Genomic DNA, 19,039 nt, shown 5'->3' with positions numbered 1-19,039 from the left:
TGATCAAATCCTGAGATGCATGGGGCAGGAAGCATTCCTGGGCCTGATCTTATTCCTCGAAAGGCCACGGCGTCATCCCTGGCGTTGCGCTTGCAGCCAGGCCAGCACCTGCCGGGCGTTCTGGTCCGGTGGAAACACCGGGTAGAACACCTTTTCGATCTGCCCGGCCTTGAGAATCAGAGTCAGGCGTTTCAGGAAGCGGGTGGCGTTCAATTCGAACACCGGCAGCCCCAGGGCTTCGGTCAATTGCCCCTGTGCATCGGAGAGCAGGGCAAAGGGCAGGTGCAGCCGCTCGACGGCTTCACGTTGATAGTCGCTGTCCTGGCTCGAGAGGCCGAACAGGTTCGCCGCCCCGGCGGCCGCGAGTTCCTCGGCCAGGTCGCGAAAGCCGCAGGACTGCGGGGTACAGCCGCGGGCGCCGGGGGTCATGTCCCAGCCCTCCAGCAGCGGCAAATCCGGTCGTCCCATGCGCGGGTAGACATAGAGCACCGTTATGCCGGGCAGCGTCGACAGGTCGACCCCTTCGCCCGAGGTGGAGGGCAACCGCAGCCCGGGCAAGTGCAGGCCTTGCAAGTGACGGGCTGCGCCATCGTCCTGGGGGGCCGGGATACGCGACCAGTCCACGCTCAACATGTCTCTCATGACGCTTCCTCCTGATCAGTAGCGCTGGGCAATCGCAATAGGGATAGCTGGATAACAGAGTGTCGATAGTGCTCCTTCAGTTCAAGTAGTACTGCGGATAAATGATGTTCGATCCAGCAATTAATACTCGTGGCTTTTATTGGTTTTGTCTTTGGCTTTAGTTGTGCTGTTTTATTGGCGATAAGCCTTATCGGTGCTGGCTATAAGTTTTCAAAAAAAAGGTCTGGAGTGTTGGCTATAAGTTGTCGTTTGCTAATTTCGCTGCGCGATAAAAATCAATGAATATGCCCTGGGCCGATTAATGGTCAACTTTGTCGTTGTTTGGGTTTGCCTAAAGAAACATCCGCTACTAGTGTTGCGCTTGCCATGTACAGATGGTCTGTACTGGGATTGCGACCAACTTTGGAGGGTCCTTTCATGAACGTGAAAGCGGAACACACTGAGCCAACCACTGCCGAGCTGACACAGCTCAAGACCAAGCTCAAAGCCGGCAAGCTGGCGCCGGAAGACCTCAAGGCGCTGGTGGGCCTGGTGGAACGTACGGAGAAGGCGGCGAAGCAACTTAGGGCAGCCATCGTCGAGTAAATGACGCTAACGCTTTGGAGGGCAGGATCAGAAATGGACCTCACTACTCGAACTACTCATATCGATATATCTGAACCGTTGCGTAGCCCTCCATTTTTAGCGCGCAGCACTATCGGCAGTCACTCGGTACTGCTGCTGGGAAGTCTGGAAGCGCCTATCTCTACACTTAGTGATAATGCTTTTATTGTCGAACGCATTGCCCAGAGTCTCAACTTGTCGGCGCTGGGCGCCCAGTTCAATGCGGAAGAAGTTATTTTTCTGCTGAACGAGCAATATACCGCTGCAGAAGAGTTTGTTTATGGTCACCCTATCTGGCGAAAGATAAGAGAGGGTGATCAAGCTGCGCTCTACGCTTATATCCTGGAAACCCGGCACTACCTGGCTGCCGCGGCCTCGAGGATGTGCCCCTCGGTCAGCCCGGGCATAGGGTTGTCGCCGATCTCCCTGATGCTGTCCAGGCATGCGCTGGAGGAGTGGGATCATGCGCAGTTCTTCAATGAGGCCCTGGAGCTGATCGGCTGTTCCGGCGACATGGTCAGGCTGGCCCGGCCTTTGCCCGCAACCCTGGAGTGGATTCACCTATCCCGGCAGATCGCGGCCATGGGCGAGCTGGTGTCGGCGGCCTGCTCCGGTTTCATGGAGCACTCCTCGGTGGAGCAGGAGGCGGTGCTGGGTTGGCATGAGTTGCTGGTGGGCCACAACCTGTTGAGCCGCAAGGCGACAGACAAGGTGCTGGGGCATTTTTCCACCGACATCCAGTATGGGCATTCGGATAACTGGAAGAAGGCCGTGCGCACTCAGGACTGCTACCCCGCGCCGGTGGTGGCCACGGTGCTCAATGCAGTCTGCAGCCTCAGCGAAATGATCTACCGCTGGCTGACTGCGCTGGAGCAGGGATGTGCCAGCTCCATTGTCACCGCGGCCCAACTGGTGGCCGAGGAGGGGCTGGACCAACTGTTGCACGCCGCTGATTCGCCCCTGGACGTGGAAATTTTCCAGGGTCTGCCGGTCTGGCCGTCCAGTGTGATGAGCCTGGTCAACGGTGAGCGTTCCGGCGATGACAACCCTGCCGATACCGTCGTTGCATCCTGCTATGCCCTGGGGCCGCGAATGACGCAACTGGTCATGAGCCCGGCGCCTTTTGGCGCACTGATCAGCCAGGTGCATGAGCAGTTGCTCAATGGCCAGAGCTCCAGCGCCGAGAGTGTGGCGGCCATCGAACAGATGACCACCGACTGGCTGGTATCGGTGGACGGCCACGGCCTGTGGCAACAGATGACCGAGGGCTGCGCGGATGAGCTGATCATCGGCTACATGCTGGAGAACTATCATTACCTGGCCTCGGCGACCCGACATGTCAGCCCGGCCATTGCCGCCTGTGCGGATGCGCGGATCCGCGAAAACCTGTTGCAGCACCTGCAGGATGAGCTGACCCACTGCGACATCCTCAAGCCCAGGCTGCGCGAACTGGGAGTCCGGCGCCCGGAAGCGATGCGACCCTTGCCGACCACCACTGCCTTTGTCGGTTATCTCAGCGACCTGGCACGGCATGACTGGAAGGGCTACCTGATCGGTTCGACCTATCTGCAAAAAAGCCTGAGCGAATGCCGTGGCGATGATCGTCACCTGCGTTTCTACTCGCAGGTGTCCGCCAACAACCCGCGCTGTGCAGCGTTGCTGGGGGCCATGGCAGCCCATGACGAACTGGATGACGAGCTGGGCCACGATCAGCGGCCGTCGCTCAACATCGAGTACCTGCTGGCGCGGGGCGACGTGGGCCGTGACTCGGTGGCGCGTGCGGCCATGCTCCCGTCACTGGCCTGGAGCTTTCTGGATGGCATCCGCCAGCACTATTGCACCGGCAAGGACGCGGTGCTGCAGCGCCAGGCCTGGAGCGCAACATGAACCAGCCCTATTTCCAGAACCTGGAGCCCCTGGCGCAGTTGCAGGAATTGTTATTCGAGCGTGATGACTTCGAGGCCCTGGCCAGGCGCTTGCCGGAACCCAGGATGGCTCTGGAAAAGTGGCGCGATGTGTTGCATGGCGAGCTCCTGTCGCTGTTTCGCTGGGGGCTGATTCGCGCCAGGGAGAGCCTGGATGACCAGGGGGCGGGCCAGGGCTATGGCCAGGAAGTCCTGTGCCTGCTGCCCTATTACGGCTTTTGTCTGCACGCAATCCGCCGCGCCGCGCCCTTTGCCTTGATGGGCATACCCACCACGGTGTCGGTGCGTCACGACCGTTATCAGGAGGCCAGTGCAGTGATTGGCGAGTTGGCGGCCGTGCTTGGCGTAAAGGATTGGCTGCGGGTCAGTGAGGAATCCTCGGCAGAGCTGGTGCGGCAGTTTCATGGGCGCGATGGCCTGATCGTGCTCACCGGCAAGCAGTCCACCTACACCAGCCTGCGAAACCGTTACCCGGACGCGCGGATCATTGCTGCAACCGGCTGTTGCGGGGTGGTCCTGTCGGTGGAGGAGCAGCCGGCCCGCGTCATCGAGGAACAGCGCCAGGAACACCGGTTGCCGGTCAGTTGCAGCAACCATGGCTACACCGTCCTTGCCGAAGCCCTGACCCCGCAGGCGGCGGTGCTGGCCATCAACGGCGCCCGGCCCGCGGTCAGCAGCACGGTGCAAGAGTTGCTCGGGCAACTGCACCCGTCCATTGTCCTGACTCCCCCTTCGGCTCTGCCGTTGCCCGGTGATCTTGGCGGCTACAGCCTGCTGGCCTGTGAAGAGTCGGCGGCGGCCAGCCTCGATGGTTTCGGTCGCGACCCACTGGGCGGCTGGCCCGGGGATTACCGGATCTGAAAGCGGTCCCTGGAAACACCGGCGGGGAACCAAGGCATCAAACCCTGAGATGTATTGCATAAGAAACATTCGTTGGATTGATCCTTGTTCGGGGAAGAGACTGTGCTCATCCCCACTGGAGGACAGGATCATGAAAGCGCAAAAGGGTTATCTGCTGGTTCACAAACTGCCAATTCAGGCGTTGTCGTTACGTGCACTATGGCGCCAGGTGGTCCGCTGGCACGAGTTGGCGCAGGAGCGCCGGATGCTTGCCGGCCTGAGCGATTCGGCCCTGCATGACCTGGGACTGAGCCGGGCGGATGTGGAGCATGAAGCGGTCCGCCCGTTCTGGGACGATCCGATGCACAAATAACCCGGTGGCCACTACACAAGCTGGTCCAGGGTGCGTTAGCGTGCGGGCAGACAAGGAGACGCTCATGCCCGCACTACCTTCTTTCTCGCTCAAGCAGGCCCGCCGGCTGGCGCTGGCCGCCCAAGGCTTCGGCGGGCGCCAGCCGCCGGCATCGATCAAGGCCTCCCGACTCAATCAGCAGATCGAGCGCCTGGGCCTGTTGCAGATCGATTCGGTCAACGCCCTGGTGCGCGCCCATTACTTGCCGCTGTTTTCCCGTCTTGGCAGTTATCCACAGCAGCTGCTCGATCAGGCCGCCTGGAGCCAGGGGCGCCAGCGCACCTTGTTCGAGTACTGGGGGCATGAGGCCTCGCTGCTGCCGATGTCCATGTACCCCTTGATGCGCTGGCGCATGCAGCGCGCACGCCAGGGGCAGGGTATCTACTCGCAACTGGCGCGTTTCGGCCAGGAACGCCAGGCCACTCTGCGCCGGGTGCTGGCGGCCGTGGAGCAGCAGGGCGCGCTGGGGGCCGGCAGCCTCTCCACCCGCGAAGAGCGGGCCGGCCCCTGGTGGGACTGGAGCGAAGAAAAGCATGCCCTGGAATGGCTGTTCGCTGCCGGTGAGGTGACAGTGTCCGGCCGCCGCGGTTTCGAGCGTCTGTATGACTTGCCGGAACGGGTGATCCCGGCGGCGATCCTCCAGCAGATGCCGTTGGAGGAAGCCCAGGCCCAGCGCCGGTTGCTGCTGCAGGCGGCCGGGGCACTGGGGGTAGCCACGGAAAAGGACCTGCGGGACTACTTTCGCCTCGATCCCGGCGATAGTCGCGCGCGGCTTGCCGAGTTGTGCGAGTCCGGCGAACTGCTGGGCTGTGAAGTCCAGGGCTGGAAGCAAAGTGCCTATTGCCTGCCCGAGGCGCGGGTGCCGCGCAAGGTCGAAGCCAGCGCGCTGTTGTCACCTTTCGATTCCCTGATCTGGGAGCGTAGCCGTACCGAGCGGCTGTTCGATTTCCGCTACCGCCTGGAGATCTACACGCCTGAGCACAAGCGGGTCTATGGCTATTACGTGCTGCCGTTCCTGCACAACGAGCGGATTGCCGCCCGGGTCGACCTGCGGGCGGAGCGGGCCCAGGGGCGTCTGGCGGTGCACGCGGTGCATGAGGAGCCATTCGGTCTGGACGAAGAGGGTGTCCGGGCATTGGCCCTGCAATTGCGAAAGATGGCCGACTGGCTGGGGTTGGAACAGATTCAGCTCAATTGCCAGCGTGATGGCGCGCGACGCCTGCGTGAGGTGCTGGGGTGAAGAGCTTCGCGGGCCAGCCCGCTCCTACACAGCCCTTGCAGGAGCGGGCTAGCCGGCGAAAGCGCTCTTAGCGCTTGACCTGTTTCAAGGTCTCGGCAATCAGGAAGGCCAGTTCCAGTGACTGGTCGGCATTCATCCGCGGGTCGCAATGGGTGTGGTAACGGTCCGACAAGCCATCCTCGGTAATCGGCCGGGCACCGCCGATGCATTCGGTGACGTTCTGCCCGGTCATCTCGATATGGATGCCACCGGCATAGCTGCCTTCGGCCTGGTGGACCTGGAAGAACTGCTTGACCTCGGTGAGGATCTGCGCGAAATCCCGGGTCTTGTAGCCGCTGCTGGCCTTGATGGTGTTGCCGTGCATCGGGTCCGAGCTCCACAGCACCTGCTTGCCTTCGCTTTCCACCGCGCGAATCAGCTGTGGCAGGTGATCGCCGACCTTGTTCGCGCCCATGCGCACGATCAGATTGAGGCGGCCGGGATCGTTTTCCGGATTGAGGATATCGATCAGGCGGATCAGTTCGTCGGTGTTCATGCTCGGGCCGACCTTGACCCCGATCGGGTTGTTCACCCCGCGCAGGAACTCCACGTGGGCGCCGCCGAGTTGCCGGGTGCGATCGCCGATCCACAGCATGTGCGCCGAGCAGTCGTAGTAGTCGTTGGTCAGGCTGTCGCGGCGCACGAAGGCTTCTTCATAGTTGAGCAGCAACGCTTCGTGGGCGGTGAAGAAGCTGGTTTCGCGCAGTTGCGGCGCGCTGTCCAGGCCGCAGGCACGCATGAAGGCCAGGGTTTCGTCGATGCGGTCTGCCAGTTGGCTGTACTTCTCGGCCAGGGCCGAGTTGGCGATGAAGTCCAGGTTCCACTTGTGCACCTGGTGCAGGTCGGCGAAACCGCCCTGGGCGAAGGCTCGCAGCAGGTTGAGGGTGGCGGTGGCCTGGTGGTAGGACTGCAGCAGGCGGTCGGGGTCCGGCACCCGGCTTTTTTCATCGAAACCGATGCCGTTGACGATGTCGCCGCGATAGGCCGGCAAGGTCACGCCATTGATGGTTTCGTCGTTGGCCGAGCGCGGCTTGGCGAACTGGCCGGCCATGCGCCCGACCTTGACCACCGGGCAGCCGGCGGCAAAGGTCATGACGATGGCCATCTGCAGCAGCACCTTGAAGGTGTCGCGAATCTTCGCTGCGGAGAATTCGGCGAAGCTCTCGGCACAATCGCCACCCTGCAGCAGGAACGCCCGGCCCTGGGTGACTTCGGCAAACTGGCGACGCAACTCCCGGGCTTCACCGGCAAACACCAGCGGTGGATAACTGGCCAGGCTTTGCTCGACCTGCAGCAGGTGCGCGGCATCGGGGTAGTGGGGTTGTTGCTGGATCGGCAGGGCGCGCCAGCTGTCGGGGCTCCAGGGTTGGCTCATCGCGGACTCGAGTGCTTTAACGGTGGGAGGGGCATGTTAGCAGCAAATTAGTGCGTGACCTGCTCCTCTCGCTTGGCCGACAATCGCGCCTTTCCCGCTCGCTGCCGAGCGGTTGGTTTATCGCGCCGGCAAGGTTCTGTGCCCGCGCGGCTAGGAGATGAAATGACTGAGGAGCGCGTCGAGCGCCTGCTCGCCGAAGTGCATGACGAATTCGGCATGATCCGGGTCCTGGAAGTGGCGGACTATCGTTTTCTCGAATTTGGCGATGCCATCGAGCAAAGCTGTGTGTTCACGGCGGACCCCAGTTGGCTGGAGTACGACTACACCCGGGCCATGCTGATCGGTGCCCTGTGCCATGAGGCGCCGGAGAGCGCGTTGTTTCTCGGGCTGGGCGCCGGCACCCTGACCCAGGCCTGCCTGAAGTTCCTGCCCCTGGAAGATGTGGAAGCCATCGAGCTGCGACCGGACGTGCCGCGCCTGGCTATCGAGTACCTGGGGCTGGACGACGATCCGCGTCTATATATAAGAGTCGGCGATGCCCTGGAGCTGCTGGACAGTGCTGAATCCGCCGACCTGATCTTCGTCGACCTGTACACCGACGTCGGCCCCGGCGTCGGGCATCTGGCCTGGGGGTTTCTGGAGAACTGCCAGAAGCGCCTCAACCCCGGCGGCTGGCTGGTGATCAACCAGTGGGCCACCGATGATGGCAAGCCCTTGGGCGCCGCCCTGTTGCGCGGGCTCTATCACCGCCATTACTGGGAGTTGCCGGTGAAGGAGGGCAACGTGATTCTGATCGTGCCGTCCGACCTCGACCAGGAGCTGGACCTGCCAGGCCTGAATGCCCGGGCCCAAGCCCTGGCCCCACGCTTGGGCTACTCCCTGCAACCCTTGATCAAGGCGATCCGCCCGGCCACATAAGCCCTTGCTGGCGCCGGCTGGCCGGCGAAGCCGATCTGCCGGCCCCTGTTCAGCAGCCCTTGAACACCCCGGGCCGTTTTTCGATCATCGCCCGCACGCCCTCTTTGGCGTCCTCACTGTTCATCAGTTTGTGCACCAGCGGCGCCAGCCCCTGGGCGGCCGCCGTTTCCCCTTCGAGTCTGGCCTGGCGTGCCGACATCAGGGTCGCCTGCACCCCCAGCGGTGCCTGGCGGGCAATCCGTTCGGCCAGTTCGATGGCTCGGGGCAGCAGGTCTTCGCTGGCCATGACCTCCTGCACCAGGCCCAGGCGCAGGGCTTCATGGGCATCGAATTCGTCCCCGGTCAGCAACCAGCGCATGGCATTGCCCCAGCCGGCCAGTTGATGCAGGCGCAGGGTCGCGCCGCCGAAAGGGAAGATTCCGCGTTGCACCTCCATTTGCGCGAAGCGGGTATTGCTGGCGCAGAGATTGATGTCGGAGGCCAGCATCAGCTCGATGCCGATGGTCAGGCAGTAGCCTTGTACGGCGACGATCACCGGCTTGTTCACCCGTGGGCCGCTGAACACGCCCCAGGGGTCGCAGCCACCGGCTGGTGCTTGCCAGCCCTGGGCCAGGGCGGCGCCGACATTGGCCAGGTCCAGGCCTGCGGTGAAGTGCTCGCCGTGGCCGAACACCACCGCCACTCGCGCCTCGCTGCTGGCTTCGAACTCGCCGTAGGCCAGGCTCAACTGGTTGAGCAGCTCGAGGTCGAAGGCATTGCGCTTGGCCACCCGGTCCAGGCCGATAAGGAACAGGTGACCACGTAGTTCACGGCTGACACGGCTGGCACTGGGCTGATTCATGAGCGCTGTCCTGGGAAGAAAGAGGGGAGGTTGGCGCGGGCGGTTTCGTGCACAAAGGTGAACCGTTTAAGCGCGATGACCAACAGCGCCGGGCCTGAGCAAAATAGCGCGCCGCCGAAGTCTGCGCAAAGCCCATGACAATCGGGTGTTCAGCGGATTTTTCCGATAAAAAAAACTCCCTTTTTTGAGTAATTCCGGTATAGTGCGCGCCGGCCTTTAGCCGGGCCACGTTTAGGTAATGCAATTCCCCGAAGTCAGCTTCGGCTGCTTGTCCGCTGCGCGGACTATCCTTGACGATCCATTCATCCAATCGTTTTCGCAAATCCCCGCCGACAAAGCTGCCAGGGTGACTCTTGAGTCTTACACGGCATGCGCAGCTTTGGAGCATGGGTCTTTGCGGATGCACTTAGAGGCAGACCCATGACCCAGGAAATCGGCGGCTTCGCCGCTCTTGAACTTCATCCCAATATTGTCGCTGCAGTAGTCGCTACCGGCTATGAAGAGCCTTCGGCTATTCAGCAGCAGTCGATCCCGATCATCCTTGCCGGTCACGATATGATTGGTCAGGCGCAAACCGGTACCGGTAAGACCGCTGCCTTTGCCCTGCCTATCCTGCACCGCATTGATCCGTCCAAGCGCGAGCCGCAAGCTCTGATCCTGGCCCCAACCCGTGAGTTGGCGCTGCAAGTAGCAACCGCTTTCGAAACCTACGCCAAGCAAATGCCGGGCGTGACTGTTGTGGCCGTCTACGGCGGTGCGCCGATGGGCCCACAACTGAAAGCAATCCGTAATGGCGCACAGATCGTTGTCGCCACTCCGGGCCGTCTGTGCGACCACCTGCGTCGCGACGAAAAAGTCCTGGCCACCGTGAACCACCTGGTTCTCGACGAAGCCGACGAGATGCTCAAGCTGGGCTTCATGGATGACCTGGAAGTGATCTTCAAGGCCATGCCGGAGACCCGCCAGACCGTACTGTTCTCGGCCACCCTGCCGCAGTCGATCCGGGCCATCGCCGAGCGTCACCTGAAGGACCCGAAACACGTCAAGATCCAGAGCAAGACCCAGACCGTCACCGCGATCGAGCAGGCTCACCTGCTGGTTCACGCCGACCAGAAGACCTCTGCCGTTCTGAGCCTGCTGGAAGTTGAAGATTTCGACGCCCTGATCATGTTCGTGCGCACCAAGCAAGCGACCCTGGACCTGGCCAGTGCCCTGGAAGCCAAAGGCTACAAAGCCGCTGCGCTGAACGGCGACATCGCCCAGAACCAGCGTGAGCGCGTGATCGACTCCCTCAAGGATGGCCGCCTGGACATCGTTGTGGCGACCGACGTAGCCGCCCGTGGTCTGGACGTACCGCGCATCACCCACGTATTCAACGTGGACATGCCGTACGACCCGGAATCCTACGTGCACCGTATCGGCCGTACCGGCCGTGCCGGTCGCGAAGGCCGCGCGCTGCTGCTGGTGACTCCACGTGAGCGCCGCATGCTGCAAGTGATCGAGCGTGTAACCGGTCAGAAGGTTGCCGAAGTTCGCCTGCCGGACGCCCAAGCCGTTCTCGATGCCCGCATCAAGAAGCTGACCAACAGCCTGTCGCCGCTGGTGGCTGATGCTGAAGCGACCCACGGTGATCTGCTTGATCGCCTGACCGCCGACATCGGTTGCAGCCCGCGTGCCCTGGCCGCAGCCCTGCTGCGCAAGGCTACCAACGGTCAAGCGCTGAACCTGGCCGCGATCGAGAAAGAGCGTCCACTGGTGCCCAACAGCGCCCCACGTGGCGATCGTCCCGAGCGTTCCGGTGACCGTCCTGATCGTGGTGACCGTGAGCGTCGCGCGCCAATGCCTCTGGGCGAAGGTCGTGCACGCTGCCGTACCGCGCTGGGTGCCCGTGACGGCATCGCTGCCAAGAACCTTCTGGGCGCGATCCTCAATGAAGGCGGCCTGGCCCGTGAAGCTATCGGCCGCATCCAGGTGCGTGACAGCTTCAGCCTGGTCGAGCTGCCGGAGGACGGTCTGGACCGTCTGCTGACCAAGCTCAAGGACACTCGCGTTGCCGGCAAGCAGCTGAAGCTGCGTCGCTATCGCGAAGATTGATCGGCCCCTGGGCTGATTGATCAGGCATAAAAAATCCCCGACTGGTTCGGGGATTTTTTTTGCCAGTCATTTGCCTTGGAGCTGGCGGCCATCAGCCAAATCGGTAGATGTCCATGCCCAGGGCGCCCAGGGTGAAGCCCTGGTGGGCCACGCTGAATTTGCCACCGGCGCCCCGGGCGAAATACAGCGGCAGCAGGTGTTCATCACTGGGGTGGCTGCGCACGGCATTCGGTGCCTGCTGGCGGTAGTCATGCAGGGCCGCCTGGTCATCGGCCGCCAGCTTGTCGATCATCCAGTCGCGAAAGGCCTTGGCCCAGGGTTCGACGCTTTCCGGGCCAGCGTGCCAGTCCAGGTCCCGCAGGTTGTGGGTGATGCTGCCGGAGCCGATCAGCAACACGCCCTGTTCCCGCAGGCCCGCGAGGGCATGGCCGATACGGGTCTGCAGGGCCGGGCCCAGGCGGCTGGGCAGCGACAGCTGGACCACCGGGATGTCCGCCTGCGGGTACATCAGCGACAGCGGTACCCAGGTGCCGTGGTCGAAGGGGCGCTGGCTGTCCAGTTGGGCGGGCAGGCCTTCGGCCTGGAGCAGCTCCACCACCTGGGCTGCCAGTTCCGGATCGCCCGGGGCCGGGTATTGCACGGCAAACAGCGCGGCGGGGAAGCCGCCAAAGTCGTGCCAGGTTTCCGGGTGCGGGTTGCAACTGACCCGCAGATCGGAGCTTTCCCAGTGGGCCGAGACCACCAGGATCGCCCTGGGCCGGGGCAGCTCGGCTGCCAGGCGAGCCAGGGCCGGGCCGCTGGCGCCGGGTTCCAGCGCCAGCATGGGAGAGCCGTGGGAGATGAACAGGCTGGGAAGCATGAAGAGGCTCCTGAAGGTTAAGATGCGCCATCTTCAATCAGATCAATGATCTAAATCTAATATAAGTTTTAGCGCTTTTTGATCGAATTTTAAGGACTTCTCATGCAAGCGGACTTTTGGCAAAAGCGCTGGGAGCGCGATCAGATCGGCTTTCACCTGGCAGAGGTCAACCCTTACCTGCAGCAGTACTGGCCGGCCTTGGGCCTGGCGGCGCAAAGCCGCGTGCTGGTGCCCTTGTGCGGCAAGAGCCTGGACCTGATCTGGCTTGCCGACCAAGGGTTCGAGGTACTGGGCATCGAACTGGCGGAAAAGGCGGTGGAGGATTTCTTTCGTGAGCACCAGTTGCAGCCGCAGATCAGCCAGCACGGGGTGTTCAAGGTCTACGCCCACGGGCCCATTGAGCTCTGGTGCGGTGATTTCTTTGCCCTGACCGCCGAGGACACCGCTGATTGCACGGCCCTGTATGACCGTGCAGCCATGATTGCCTTGCCCTCGCCCATGCGACAGCGCTATGCCGCTCACCTCAATGGCCTGTTGCCGAATGGCAGCAAGGGGCTGCTGATCACAATGGATTACGCCCAGGAGCAGTTGGACGGCCCGCCATTTGCGGTGCTCGACGATGAGGTCCGGCAACGTCTGGGGGGCGTCTGGCAACTGCAGGTAGAAACGGAGCGCGACATTCTTGGCGAGAGCTGGAAGTTTCTCCAGGGTGGCGTGACCCGGCTGGTGGAGAGGGTCTATCGCCTGAGCAAGCAGGGTGCCGCGAGATAGGTTTTTGGCGGCCAAGCAAAAGGGCGACTTGCGTCGCCCTTTTGGGTATTGCCTTGCACTGGATCAGCCGCGACGACGCAGGGCCTCGATACGCTCTTCCAGCGGAGGGTGGCTCATGAACATGCGAGCCAGGCCCTGCTTGATGCCACCGTTGATGCCGAAGGCATTCAGGGTGTCGGGCATGTGCACCGGCAGGCCCTGTTCCGAACGCAGGCGCTGCAGCGCGCCGATCATCGCGTTGGTGCCGGCCAGGCGGGCGCCGGCTTCGTCGGCGCGGTATTCGCGTTTGCGCGAGAACCACATGACGATGGCGCTGGCCAGGATACCCAGAACCAGTTCGGCGAAGATGGTCGCCACGTAGTAGGCGATGCCCTGGCCTTCTTCGTTCTTGAAGATCACCTTGTCGACGAAGTTGCCGATGATCCGTGCGAAGAACATCACGAAAGTGTTCACCACACCCTGGATCAGTGCCAGGGTCACCATGTCACCGTTGGCGACGTGGCCGATCTCGTGGGCCAGCACGGCTTTCACTTCATCGGGCGAAAAACGTTCCAGAAGGCCCTGGCTGACGGCTACCAGCGCATCATTCTTGTTCCAGCCGGTGGCAAAGGCGTTGGCCTCATAGGCTGGGAAAATACCCACTTCGGGCATCTTGATGCCCGCTTCGCGGGACAGTTGCTCGACGGTCTGCAGCAACCATTGCTCATGGCGGGTGCGAGGTTGGGTGATGATCTGCGTGCTGGTGCTCATCTTCGCCATCCACTTGGAGATGAACAGCGAGAACAGCGAACCGGCAAAACCGAAGACCGCACAGAAAATCAGCAGCTGATTGAGGTTCAGATCAACCCCATTGGCCGCCATGAACCCGTTGAAGCCGAAAAGGCTCAGGGTGATGCTGGCAATCAGCACGACCGCAAGGTTAGTGGCCAAAAACAGCAGGATTCGCATCATGGTTGTAGAAATCTCCTCAAGCTAAAGATGTAGCGTACTGCGGGGTATATAAGGTGCGGCAACCGCCTATTCAATACGGCTTCTATTTCAAACTGTGTCGCACAGGCCGGGTCTAGACGCTTGTAGTTCAACGCCATGAGCCAACGCCAGGGCGGCCGCCACCCGGCTGCGGTGCAGACGTGTGACAGTGGGCAGGACGGAAAGTGCAAGCTTATAGAAGGGGAGTGGAGCAGGGCAGTGAAGATGTGTTGCTGAATTAATCGCAGTGCGCCCAGAGAAGGATCGCACTGCGATTTTTCCGTTACTGGCGGTAGGACTTGAGGAAGCTGCCGATCCGACCAATGGCCTGCTCCAGGTCATCCACCCGCGGCAGGGTCACGACGCGGAAGTGATCCGGCCATGGCCAGTTGAAGGCCGTGCCTTGCACCACCAGGAGCTTTTCCGAGAGCAGCAGGTCGAGGACGAACTTCTCGTCGTTGTGGATCGGGCAGATCTTCGGGTCGATCCGCGGGAAGGCATACAGCGCGCCCATGGGCTTGACGCAACTGACTCCGGGAATGTCGTTGAGCAGTTCCCAGGTGCGGTTGCGCTGTTCCAGCAGGCGGCCCGGGGGCAGCACCAGGTCGTTGATGCTCTGGTAGCCGCCCAGTGCGGTCTGGATGGCGTGCTGGCTGGGCACGTTGGCGCACAGGCGCATGTTGGCCAGCATGTCGATGCCTTCGATGTAGCTCTGGGCGTGCTGCTTGGGACCGGAAATGGCCACCCAACCGGAACGGAAACCGGCTACCCGATAGGACTTGGATAGGCCGTTGAAGGTCAGGCACAGCAGGTCCGGGGCCAGCGAGGCGGTGCAGATGTGCACGGCGTCATCGTAGAGGATCTTGTCGTAGATCTCGTCCGAGAACACCACCAGGTTGTGCTGGCGGGCCAGCTCCAGCATGCCCAGCAGTACTTCCCTGGGGTAGACGGCGCCGGTGGGGTTGTTCGGGTTGATGATCACCAGGGCCTTGGTGTTCGGGGTGATCTTGGCCTTGATGTCGGCCAGGTCCGGCCACCAGTTGGCCTGCTCGTCGCACAGGTAGTGCACCGGGTTGCCGCCGGCCAGGCTCACCGCGGCGGTCCACAGCGGGTAGTCGGGGGCCGGCACCAGCACTTCGTCGCCGTTGTTGAGCAGGGCCTGCATGGCCATCACGATCAGCTCGGAAACACCGTTGCCCAGGTAGATGTCTTCGATACCGATGCCTTCCACCTGCTTCTGCTGGTAGTACTGCATCACCGCCTTGCGGGCACTGAACAGGCCCTTGGAGTCGCTGTAGCCCTGGGCAGTGGGCAGGTTGCGGATCACGTCCTGGAGAATTTCGTCCGGCGCTTCGAAACCAAAGGGCGCCGGGTTGCCGATATTCAGCTTGAGGATGCGGTGGCCTTCCTCTTCCAGACGTTTGGCGTGCTTGAGCACTGGGCCGCGTATGTCATAACAGACGTTGGCGAGCTTGTTCGATTTGCTGACCTGCATGGCGATGTGTTCCCGAAAATGAACGATCCAGGCGGAGGATGAACTACCGTACTGGGAATCCTGCCGTGTCACACCGGCCTGTAACCCGCACCGGCTGCGGCAAAATCCGTTTGAATGGGTGTAACGCGGCTGCCAGACTGGCGTCTGACGAGGCGCAATCATACGTGCCGCCCGATCCGTGGAAAAGACACAGATCGGGCTTTTTCCGTTGCAGAGGAAGGACCATGGAAAAGCTGGAAAAAACCCTGGAAGAATGGCGGTCGATGCTCGACCCGGAGCAGTACAACGTCTGCCGGCTCAAGGGCACCGAACGGCCCTTCTCGGGCAAGTACAACGGCACCAAGACCGATGGGGTCTATCACTGCATCTGCTGCAATGAGCCGCTGTTCGATTCCAAGGCCAAGTTCGATTCCGGGTGTGGCTGGCCGAGTTTCTACGAGCCCATTGCCGACAGCGCCATGGTGGAGATCCGTGACATGAGCCACGGCATGATCCGTACCGAAGTGGTCTGCGCCAAGTGCGACGCGCACTTGGGCCACGTGTTCCCGGACGGCCCGCCGCCCACCGGCCTGCGTTACTGCATCAACTCGGTGTGCCTGGACCTGGTGCCGCGCTGACCGGTTGGCGATTCTTCGGAATCGCCTTTTGCTCAATTAAATTGCATGCAATTTAATTGAGCGCTATTTTTCTGCCTCTTACTTCCACACATGGAGTTGCCGTCATGACCGACTCACTGCTGACCATTCCCTGCACCACCATCAAGGGTGAACAAAAGACCCTGGCGGACTTCGCCGGCAAGGCCGTGCTGGTGGTCAACACTGCCAGCAAGTGCGGCTTCACCCCGCAATACAAGGGGCTCGAAGAGCTGTGGCAGACCTACAAGGACCAGGGGCTGGTGGTATTGGGCTTTCCCTGCAACCAGTTCGGCAAGCAGGAACCAGGCAACGAAGGGGCGATCTCCGAGTTCTGCGAGCTCAACTACGGTGTGAGTTTCCCGCTGTTCAAGAAGGTCGAGGTCAATGGCGCCGGGGCCCATCCACTGTTCGCGCAGTTGAAAAAGCGCGCACCCGGCGTGCTCGGCTCCCAAGGCATCAAGTGGAACTTCACCAAGTTCCTGATCGGCCAGGACGGCAAGCTGGTCAAGCGTTTCGCTCCGGCAACCAAACCCCAGGACCTGAGCCGCGAGATCGAAGCCCTGCTCAAATGAACGACCTGTCCATGGATTCACTGAAACTCGATTCCCAGCTGTGCTTCAAGCTGTACGCCGCCTCGCGGGCGGTGGTCCGTGGCTACAAGCCGATGCTCGACCGCCTGGGCCTGACCTACCCGCAGTACCTGGTGATGCTGGTGCTGTGGGAATGGCAGGCAACGCCTCCGTCCCTGCCGACGGTCAAGGCCCTGGGCGAGCGCCTGGCCCTGGATTCCGGGACCCTGACCCCGTTGCTCAAGCGTCTGGAGCAGTTGCAACTGGTGCAGCGCCAGCGGTCCGGGCGCGACGAGCGCGAGGTGCACTTGAGCTTGAGCGAGCGCGGCCTGGCGCTGCGTGAGCAGGTGCCGCCGCTGAAGGCGGCGCTGCTGTGCGACAGCGGGATCGATCTGGACAACCTCGATCAGCTGCGCGAGGGCCTGGATCAATTGCTGCAGCAGATCAAAGCTTTGTCGTAGTCGGCACCCAGAGGTCGAGCAGGGCGATCAATTCTTCGCGACGAAACGGTTTGGCCAGGTAGTCGCTCATGCCGGCGGCGCGGCAGCGTTCACGCTCCTCGGGCATGGCGTTGGCAGTCAGGGCGATGATCGGCAGATCCGGCCAGCGCCCGCTGCGCCGGATCTGCCGGCTGGCTTCGTAGCCATCCATGACCGGCATGTTGCAGTCCATCAGCACCAGATCGAAACGATGCAGCTCCAACTGGTTGAGGGCTTCGGCGCCATGGGCGGCCACGGTCACCGCGCAGCCGAGCTTGCTCAGCATGCCCTTGGCCACCAGTTGGTTCACCGGGTTGTCCTCCACCAGCAGAATGTCCGCCCGGCGCCGTTGCACCGGCATTTCCAGCTGGGCGTCGTTGAGGGTGATGGTTTCCCCCAGCAACGAGCGTCGCAGGGTCTGATACAACGCATTGCGCGCCAGGGGCCGGGCCTGCTGTTGCAGCGGCGCCAGGGCGTTGGCCTCTTCGCTGGGCAGGAAGCTGCCATAGGCGGTCACCAGCAGGATTGGCGCGCGGATCGCCGGGCGCAGGCCGAACAGGCATTCCGGGCAGTCGGTGATCAGCAGGTCGGGGTCGAGGCCGGCCAGGGAATCCTCGATATCACAGCGCTGATAGCTCAGGCCCCAACTGGGCAGCAGGCTGGCCAGCAGCTCGGCGAGGCCGCTGCCGGCCTCGGTGATGGCGATGATCTTCCCGGCCAGCGCCGGCGGCGGGGCGGCCGGAGTGTGGCAGGGCAGAGGCAGGTCGGCGCAGAACTGGCTGCCGAAGCCGACTTCCGAACTGATGCTCAGGCGGCCGTCCATGGCTTCGCAGAGGTTGTAGGTCAGGGCCAGGCCCAGGCCGGTGCCTCCGTATTGGCGAGTGATGCCGGCGCCGGCCTGGGTATAGGGCTGGAAGATGCGCACCTGGGCTTCCTGGGCGATGCCGATGCCGGTGTCGCAGATCTCGATGCGCACCCCGTCGCCCAGGGTGCTCAGGCGCACATCGACGCGGCCGAAACGGGTGAACTTGAGGGCGTTGGACAGCAGGTTGCTGACGATCTGCCGCACTCGGGTCGGGTCCCCCAGTACCAGGGCGGGGAAGTCCGGGGCGATCAGGCAGGCCAGCTCCACGCTGGCCGCGGCGTTTTGCGACAGCAGGTTGGCGGTGTCCTCCACCAGTACCCCGAGATCGAAGGGAATTCGCTCCAGCTCCAGTTGCCCGGCGTCGAACTTGGACATGTCGAGAATATCGTTGAGCAATTCCACCAGGACCTTGCCGGAGTCATGGGCAATCGACAGCTGCTGGCGCTGCTCGGGGTTCAGCGGGCTGTCCAGGGACAGCGCGATCATCCCCAGCAGGCCATTGAGCGGGGTGCGAATCTCGTGACTCATGTTGGCCAGAAACGCCGCCCGCGCCTGGGCCATGTCCAGGGCAGTGCGCCGGGCGATCTCCAGTTCCTCGTTGGACTGGCTGAGCCGGGCATTGCTGGCCTTGAGCTCGGTGGTGCGGGCCGAGACGATGTTCTCCAGCTGCCCGAGGTATTCGGTCAGGCGGTTTTCGGCGTTGCGTCGCTGCTGGATCTCGGTGGCCATGATGTCGAACTGCTGGTTGGCCACCTTGACCAGCACCCCGACCTCGTCGTTCTCGTGGCCATGGGGAAAGTCCAGCTTGGCCTGTTTCGGGCTGCGCGGGTCGCGGCTGCTGAGCTCGCGGATCACCCGCACCAAGGGCTTGGTCAGCATCACGTAGAACAGCGCCAGGAGAATCCCGGTGAGGATCAGGCTGCGGGCGAACCCGTTGATCAGGGTGACTTCGGCACGCCGCAGGAAACGGCTGCCGAAGGCGTAGGTATCCACATCCAGGTGCAGGGTGCCGAGGGACTCCTCCGGCAGGTGGCTCAGATACAGGCGATCCTCGAACTGGCGATCGGCGCCGAACAGGAAGTCGCTGATGGCCCGATAGCGGCTCTGTTGCGGTGGCCGTTCGACGTTGGCCAGCAGGGTATTGTTGTTGTCGATCAATTGCGCGCGAATGATCGCCGGGGAGCGCAGCAGGCCCAGGGTCAATTCCTGGGCCAGCTCGGCGTCGATGTTGTAGGCGATGCGCGAGGCCGGATTGTGGCTGATTTCCAGCAGCGATTGGATTTCACGATTGATGGAGGCGTCTTCGCTGGCATAATCGATGCCGATTTGCAGCAGACTGAGCGCGGTCCCCAGAATGAAACCCACCAGCACGGTGAGCCGGGCCTGTTTATAGGACAGGCGGTTGGTGAACTTGATATCCATGGGGGGTTGAACCACTTTCGTTTCCCTTCGCTGCGCAAGCATAGCT

18 protein-coding genes are annotated in these 19,039 nt (G+C 62.4%); 11 read left to right on the top strand and 7 right to left on the bottom strand.

The genetic code is table 11. The annotated features are described in order from the left end of the window. Positions 1–72 precede the first annotated feature (72 nt). Positions 73–642 (bottom strand): peroxiredoxin, encoded by a 570-nt coding sequence (locus AC1RCO_RS27465; RefSeq protein ID WP_401026925.1) that lies wholly within the window; start codon positions 640–642, stop codon positions 73–75. Positions 643–1,059: 417 nt separating this feature from the next. Here AC1RCO_RS27465 and AC1RCO_RS27460 point away from each other — a divergent pair, with 417 nt between their 5' ends. The 5 genes from AC1RCO_RS27460 (at position 1,060) to AC1RCO_RS27440 (ending at position 5,662) form a co-directional block, all read left to right on the top strand. Continuing rightward, complete coding sequence (locus tag AC1RCO_RS27460; RefSeq protein ID WP_015636538.1) at positions 1,060–1,227, top strand: hypothetical protein; 168 nt, start codon at positions 1,060–1,062, stop codon at positions 1,225–1,227. A gap of 447 nt (positions 1,228–1,674) precedes the next feature. Further along, a complete protein-coding gene (locus tag AC1RCO_RS27455) occupies positions 1,675–3,132 on the top strand; it encodes a thiaminase II/PqqC family protein (protein WP_169892177.1) in 1,458 nt (485 codons plus the stop codon). After that, complete coding sequence (locus AC1RCO_RS27450) at positions 3,129–4,031, top strand: hypothetical protein (protein WP_492618236.1); 903 nt, start codon at positions 3,129–3,131, stop codon at positions 4,029–4,031. Before AC1RCO_RS27455 ends, AC1RCO_RS27450 begins: the two co-directional genes overlap by 4 nt. A gap of 130 nt (positions 4,032–4,161) precedes the next feature. Continuing rightward, positions 4,162–4,383: a DUF1127 domain-containing protein gene (locus AC1RCO_RS27445; RefSeq protein ID WP_041119391.1), complete on the top strand. Its 222-nt coding sequence runs from the start codon at positions 4,162–4,164 to the stop codon at positions 4,381–4,383. A 64-nt stretch (positions 4,384–4,447) separates the two neighbouring features. Then, the gene (locus tag AC1RCO_RS27440) at positions 4,448–5,662 is read left to right on the top strand and encodes a winged helix-turn-helix domain-containing protein (RefSeq protein WP_125063707.1); all 1,215 of its coding nucleotides are present in this window, start codon (positions 4,448–4,450) and stop codon (positions 5,660–5,662) included. Between the two features lie 67 nt (positions 5,663–5,729). Here AC1RCO_RS27440 and AC1RCO_RS27435 read toward each other — a convergent pair whose 3' ends face one another. Further along, positions 5,730–7,076 carry a class II 3-deoxy-7-phosphoheptulonate synthase gene (locus AC1RCO_RS27435; protein WP_194237939.1) on the bottom strand — a complete coding sequence of 449 codons (1,347 nt, stop codon included), beginning with the start codon at positions 7,074–7,076 and terminating at the stop codon, positions 5,730–5,732. Between the two features lie 162 nt (positions 7,077–7,238). Here AC1RCO_RS27435 and AC1RCO_RS27430 point away from each other — a divergent pair, with 162 nt between their 5' ends. Further along, positions 7,239–7,994, top strand: coding sequence for a spermidine synthase (locus AC1RCO_RS27430; protein WP_011062527.1), 756 nt, complete (start codon positions 7,239–7,241; stop codon positions 7,992–7,994). A gap of 49 nt (positions 7,995–8,043) precedes the next feature. On the opposite strand, the gene AC1RCO_RS27425 is transcribed toward AC1RCO_RS27430, so the two are convergent. Then, positions 8,044–8,835, bottom strand: a complete 792-nt coding sequence (locus tag AC1RCO_RS27425) for a crotonase/enoyl-CoA hydratase family protein (protein WP_053153080.1) — start codon at positions 8,833–8,835, stop codon at positions 8,044–8,046. A 420-nt stretch (positions 8,836–9,255) separates the two neighbouring features. Here AC1RCO_RS27425 and AC1RCO_RS27420 point away from each other — a divergent pair, with 420 nt between their 5' ends. Next, the gene (locus AC1RCO_RS27420) at positions 9,256–10,929 is read left to right on the top strand and encodes a DEAD/DEAH box helicase (RefSeq protein WP_011062525.1); all 1,674 of its coding nucleotides are present in this window, start codon (positions 9,256–9,258) and stop codon (positions 10,927–10,929) included. A gap of 91 nt (positions 10,930–11,020) precedes the next feature. Here AC1RCO_RS27420 and AC1RCO_RS27415 read toward each other — a convergent pair whose 3' ends face one another. Further along, the gene (locus tag AC1RCO_RS27415; RefSeq protein ID WP_019092872.1) at positions 11,021–11,788 is read right to left on the bottom strand and encodes a DODA-type extradiol aromatic ring-opening family dioxygenase; all 768 of its coding nucleotides are present in this window, start codon (positions 11,786–11,788) and stop codon (positions 11,021–11,023) included. Between the two features lie 102 nt (positions 11,789–11,890). Here AC1RCO_RS27415 and AC1RCO_RS27410 point away from each other — a divergent pair, with 102 nt between their 5' ends. Further along, positions 11,891–12,559 (top strand): thiopurine S-methyltransferase, encoded by a 669-nt coding sequence (locus AC1RCO_RS27410; protein ID WP_011062523.1) that lies wholly within the window; start codon positions 11,891–11,893, stop codon positions 12,557–12,559. Positions 12,560–12,622: 63 nt separating this feature from the next. On the opposite strand, the gene htpX is transcribed toward AC1RCO_RS27410, so the two are convergent. Together htpX and AC1RCO_RS27400 are read right to left on the bottom strand one after the other, a co-directional pair. Continuing rightward, positions 12,623–13,510 (bottom strand): protease HtpX, encoded by an 888-nt coding sequence (htpX, locus tag AC1RCO_RS27405; protein ID WP_015636531.1) that lies wholly within the window; start codon positions 13,508–13,510, stop codon positions 12,623–12,625. A gap of 301 nt (positions 13,511–13,811) precedes the next feature. Further along, complete coding sequence (locus tag AC1RCO_RS27400; RefSeq protein WP_011062521.1) at positions 13,812–15,023, bottom strand: pyridoxal phosphate-dependent aminotransferase; 1,212 nt, start codon at positions 15,021–15,023, stop codon at positions 13,812–13,814. Positions 15,024–15,247: 224 nt separating this feature from the next. Between AC1RCO_RS27400 and msrB the strand changes: the two genes are divergently transcribed. The 3 genes from msrB (at position 15,248) to AC1RCO_RS27385 (ending at position 16,688) form a co-directional block, all read left to right on the top strand. After that, positions 15,248–15,640: a peptide-methionine (R)-S-oxide reductase MsrB gene (gene msrB, locus AC1RCO_RS27395; RefSeq protein ID WP_011062520.1), complete on the top strand. Its 393-nt coding sequence runs from the start codon at positions 15,248–15,250 to the stop codon at positions 15,638–15,640. 104 nt (positions 15,641–15,744) lie between these two features. Further along, entirely contained in the window at positions 15,745–16,230 is a 486-nt protein-coding gene (locus AC1RCO_RS27390; protein WP_011062519.1) for a glutathione peroxidase, read from the top strand. After that, the gene (locus tag AC1RCO_RS27385) at positions 16,227–16,688 is read left to right on the top strand and encodes a MarR family winged helix-turn-helix transcriptional regulator (protein ID WP_065365481.1); all 462 of its coding nucleotides are present in this window, start codon (positions 16,227–16,229) and stop codon (positions 16,686–16,688) included. Before AC1RCO_RS27390 ends, AC1RCO_RS27385 begins: the two co-directional genes overlap by 4 nt. On the opposite strand, the gene AC1RCO_RS27380 is transcribed toward AC1RCO_RS27385, so the two are convergent. Beyond that, positions 16,672–18,993 (bottom strand): hybrid sensor histidine kinase/response regulator, encoded by a 2,322-nt coding sequence (locus tag AC1RCO_RS27380; RefSeq protein ID WP_011062517.1) that lies wholly within the window; start codon positions 18,991–18,993, stop codon positions 16,672–16,674. The two genes, AC1RCO_RS27385 and AC1RCO_RS27380, sit on opposite strands and share 17 nt — an antisense overlap. Positions 18,994–19,039 lie beyond the last annotated feature (46 nt).

It is taken from the genome of Pseudomonas sp. GW823-FHT03E05, assembly GCF_058796855.1.
Note: the sequence above shows the minus strand (reverse complement) of the source record. Positions and strands in the feature narration are given on the sequence as shown.

What these genes read in the sequence shown, in the direction of transcription:
- AC1RCO_RS27400 (WP_011062521.1), bottom strand. Translation starts at nt 15,023, where the DNA reads ATGCAGGTCAGCAAATCGAACAAGCTCGCCAACGTCTGTTATGACATA.
- AC1RCO_RS27455 (WP_169892177.1), top strand. Translation starts at nt 1,675, where the DNA reads ATGCTGTCCAGGCATGCGCTGGAGGAGTGGGATCATGCGCAGTTCTTC.
- AC1RCO_RS27440 (WP_125063707.1), top strand. Translation starts at nt 4,448, where the DNA reads ATGCCCGCACTACCTTCTTTCTCGCTCAAGCAGGCCCGCCGGCTGGCG.
- AC1RCO_RS27385 (WP_065365481.1), top strand. Translation starts at nt 16,227, where the DNA reads ATGAACGACCTGTCCATGGATTCACTGAAACTCGATTCCCAGCTGTGC.
- msrB (WP_011062520.1), top strand. Translation starts at nt 15,248, where the DNA reads ATGGAAAAGCTGGAAAAAACCCTGGAAGAATGGCGGTCGATGCTCGAC.
- AC1RCO_RS27425 (WP_053153080.1), bottom strand. Translation starts at nt 8,835, where the DNA reads ATGAATCAGCCCAGTGCCAGCCGTGTCAGCCGTGAACTACGTGGTCAC.
- AC1RCO_RS27415 (WP_019092872.1), bottom strand. Translation starts at nt 11,788, where the DNA reads ATGCTTCCCAGCCTGTTCATCTCCCACGGCTCTCCCATGCTGGCGCTG.
- AC1RCO_RS27420 (WP_011062525.1), top strand. Translation starts at nt 9,256, where the DNA reads ATGACCCAGGAAATCGGCGGCTTCGCCGCTCTTGAACTTCATCCCAAT.
- AC1RCO_RS27460 (WP_015636538.1), top strand. Translation starts at nt 1,060, where the DNA reads ATGAACGTGAAAGCGGAACACACTGAGCCAACCACTGCCGAGCTGACA.
- AC1RCO_RS27450 (WP_492618236.1), top strand. Translation starts at nt 3,129, where the DNA reads ATGAACCAGCCCTATTTCCAGAACCTGGAGCCCCTGGCGCAGTTGCAG.
- AC1RCO_RS27410 (WP_011062523.1), top strand. Translation starts at nt 11,891, where the DNA reads ATGCAAGCGGACTTTTGGCAAAAGCGCTGGGAGCGCGATCAGATCGGC.
- AC1RCO_RS27465 (WP_401026925.1), bottom strand. Translation starts at nt 642, where the DNA reads ATGAGAGACATGTTGAGCGTGGACTGGTCGCGTATCCCGGCCCCCCAG.
- AC1RCO_RS27435 (WP_194237939.1), bottom strand. Translation starts at nt 7,076, where the DNA reads ATGAGCCAACCCTGGAGCCCCGACAGCTGGCGCGCCCTGCCGATCCAG.
- AC1RCO_RS27430 (WP_011062527.1), top strand. Translation starts at nt 7,239, where the DNA reads ATGACTGAGGAGCGCGTCGAGCGCCTGCTCGCCGAAGTGCATGACGAA.
- htpX (WP_015636531.1), bottom strand. Translation starts at nt 13,510, where the DNA reads ATGATGCGAATCCTGCTGTTTTTGGCCACTAACCTTGCGGTCGTGCTG.
- AC1RCO_RS27445 (WP_041119391.1), top strand. Translation starts at nt 4,162, where the DNA reads ATGAAAGCGCAAAAGGGTTATCTGCTGGTTCACAAACTGCCAATTCAG.
- AC1RCO_RS27390 (WP_011062519.1), top strand. Translation starts at nt 15,745, where the DNA reads ATGACCGACTCACTGCTGACCATTCCCTGCACCACCATCAAGGGTGAA.
- AC1RCO_RS27380 (WP_011062517.1), bottom strand. Translation starts at nt 18,993, where the DNA reads ATGGATATCAAGTTCACCAACCGCCTGTCCTATAAACAGGCCCGGCTC.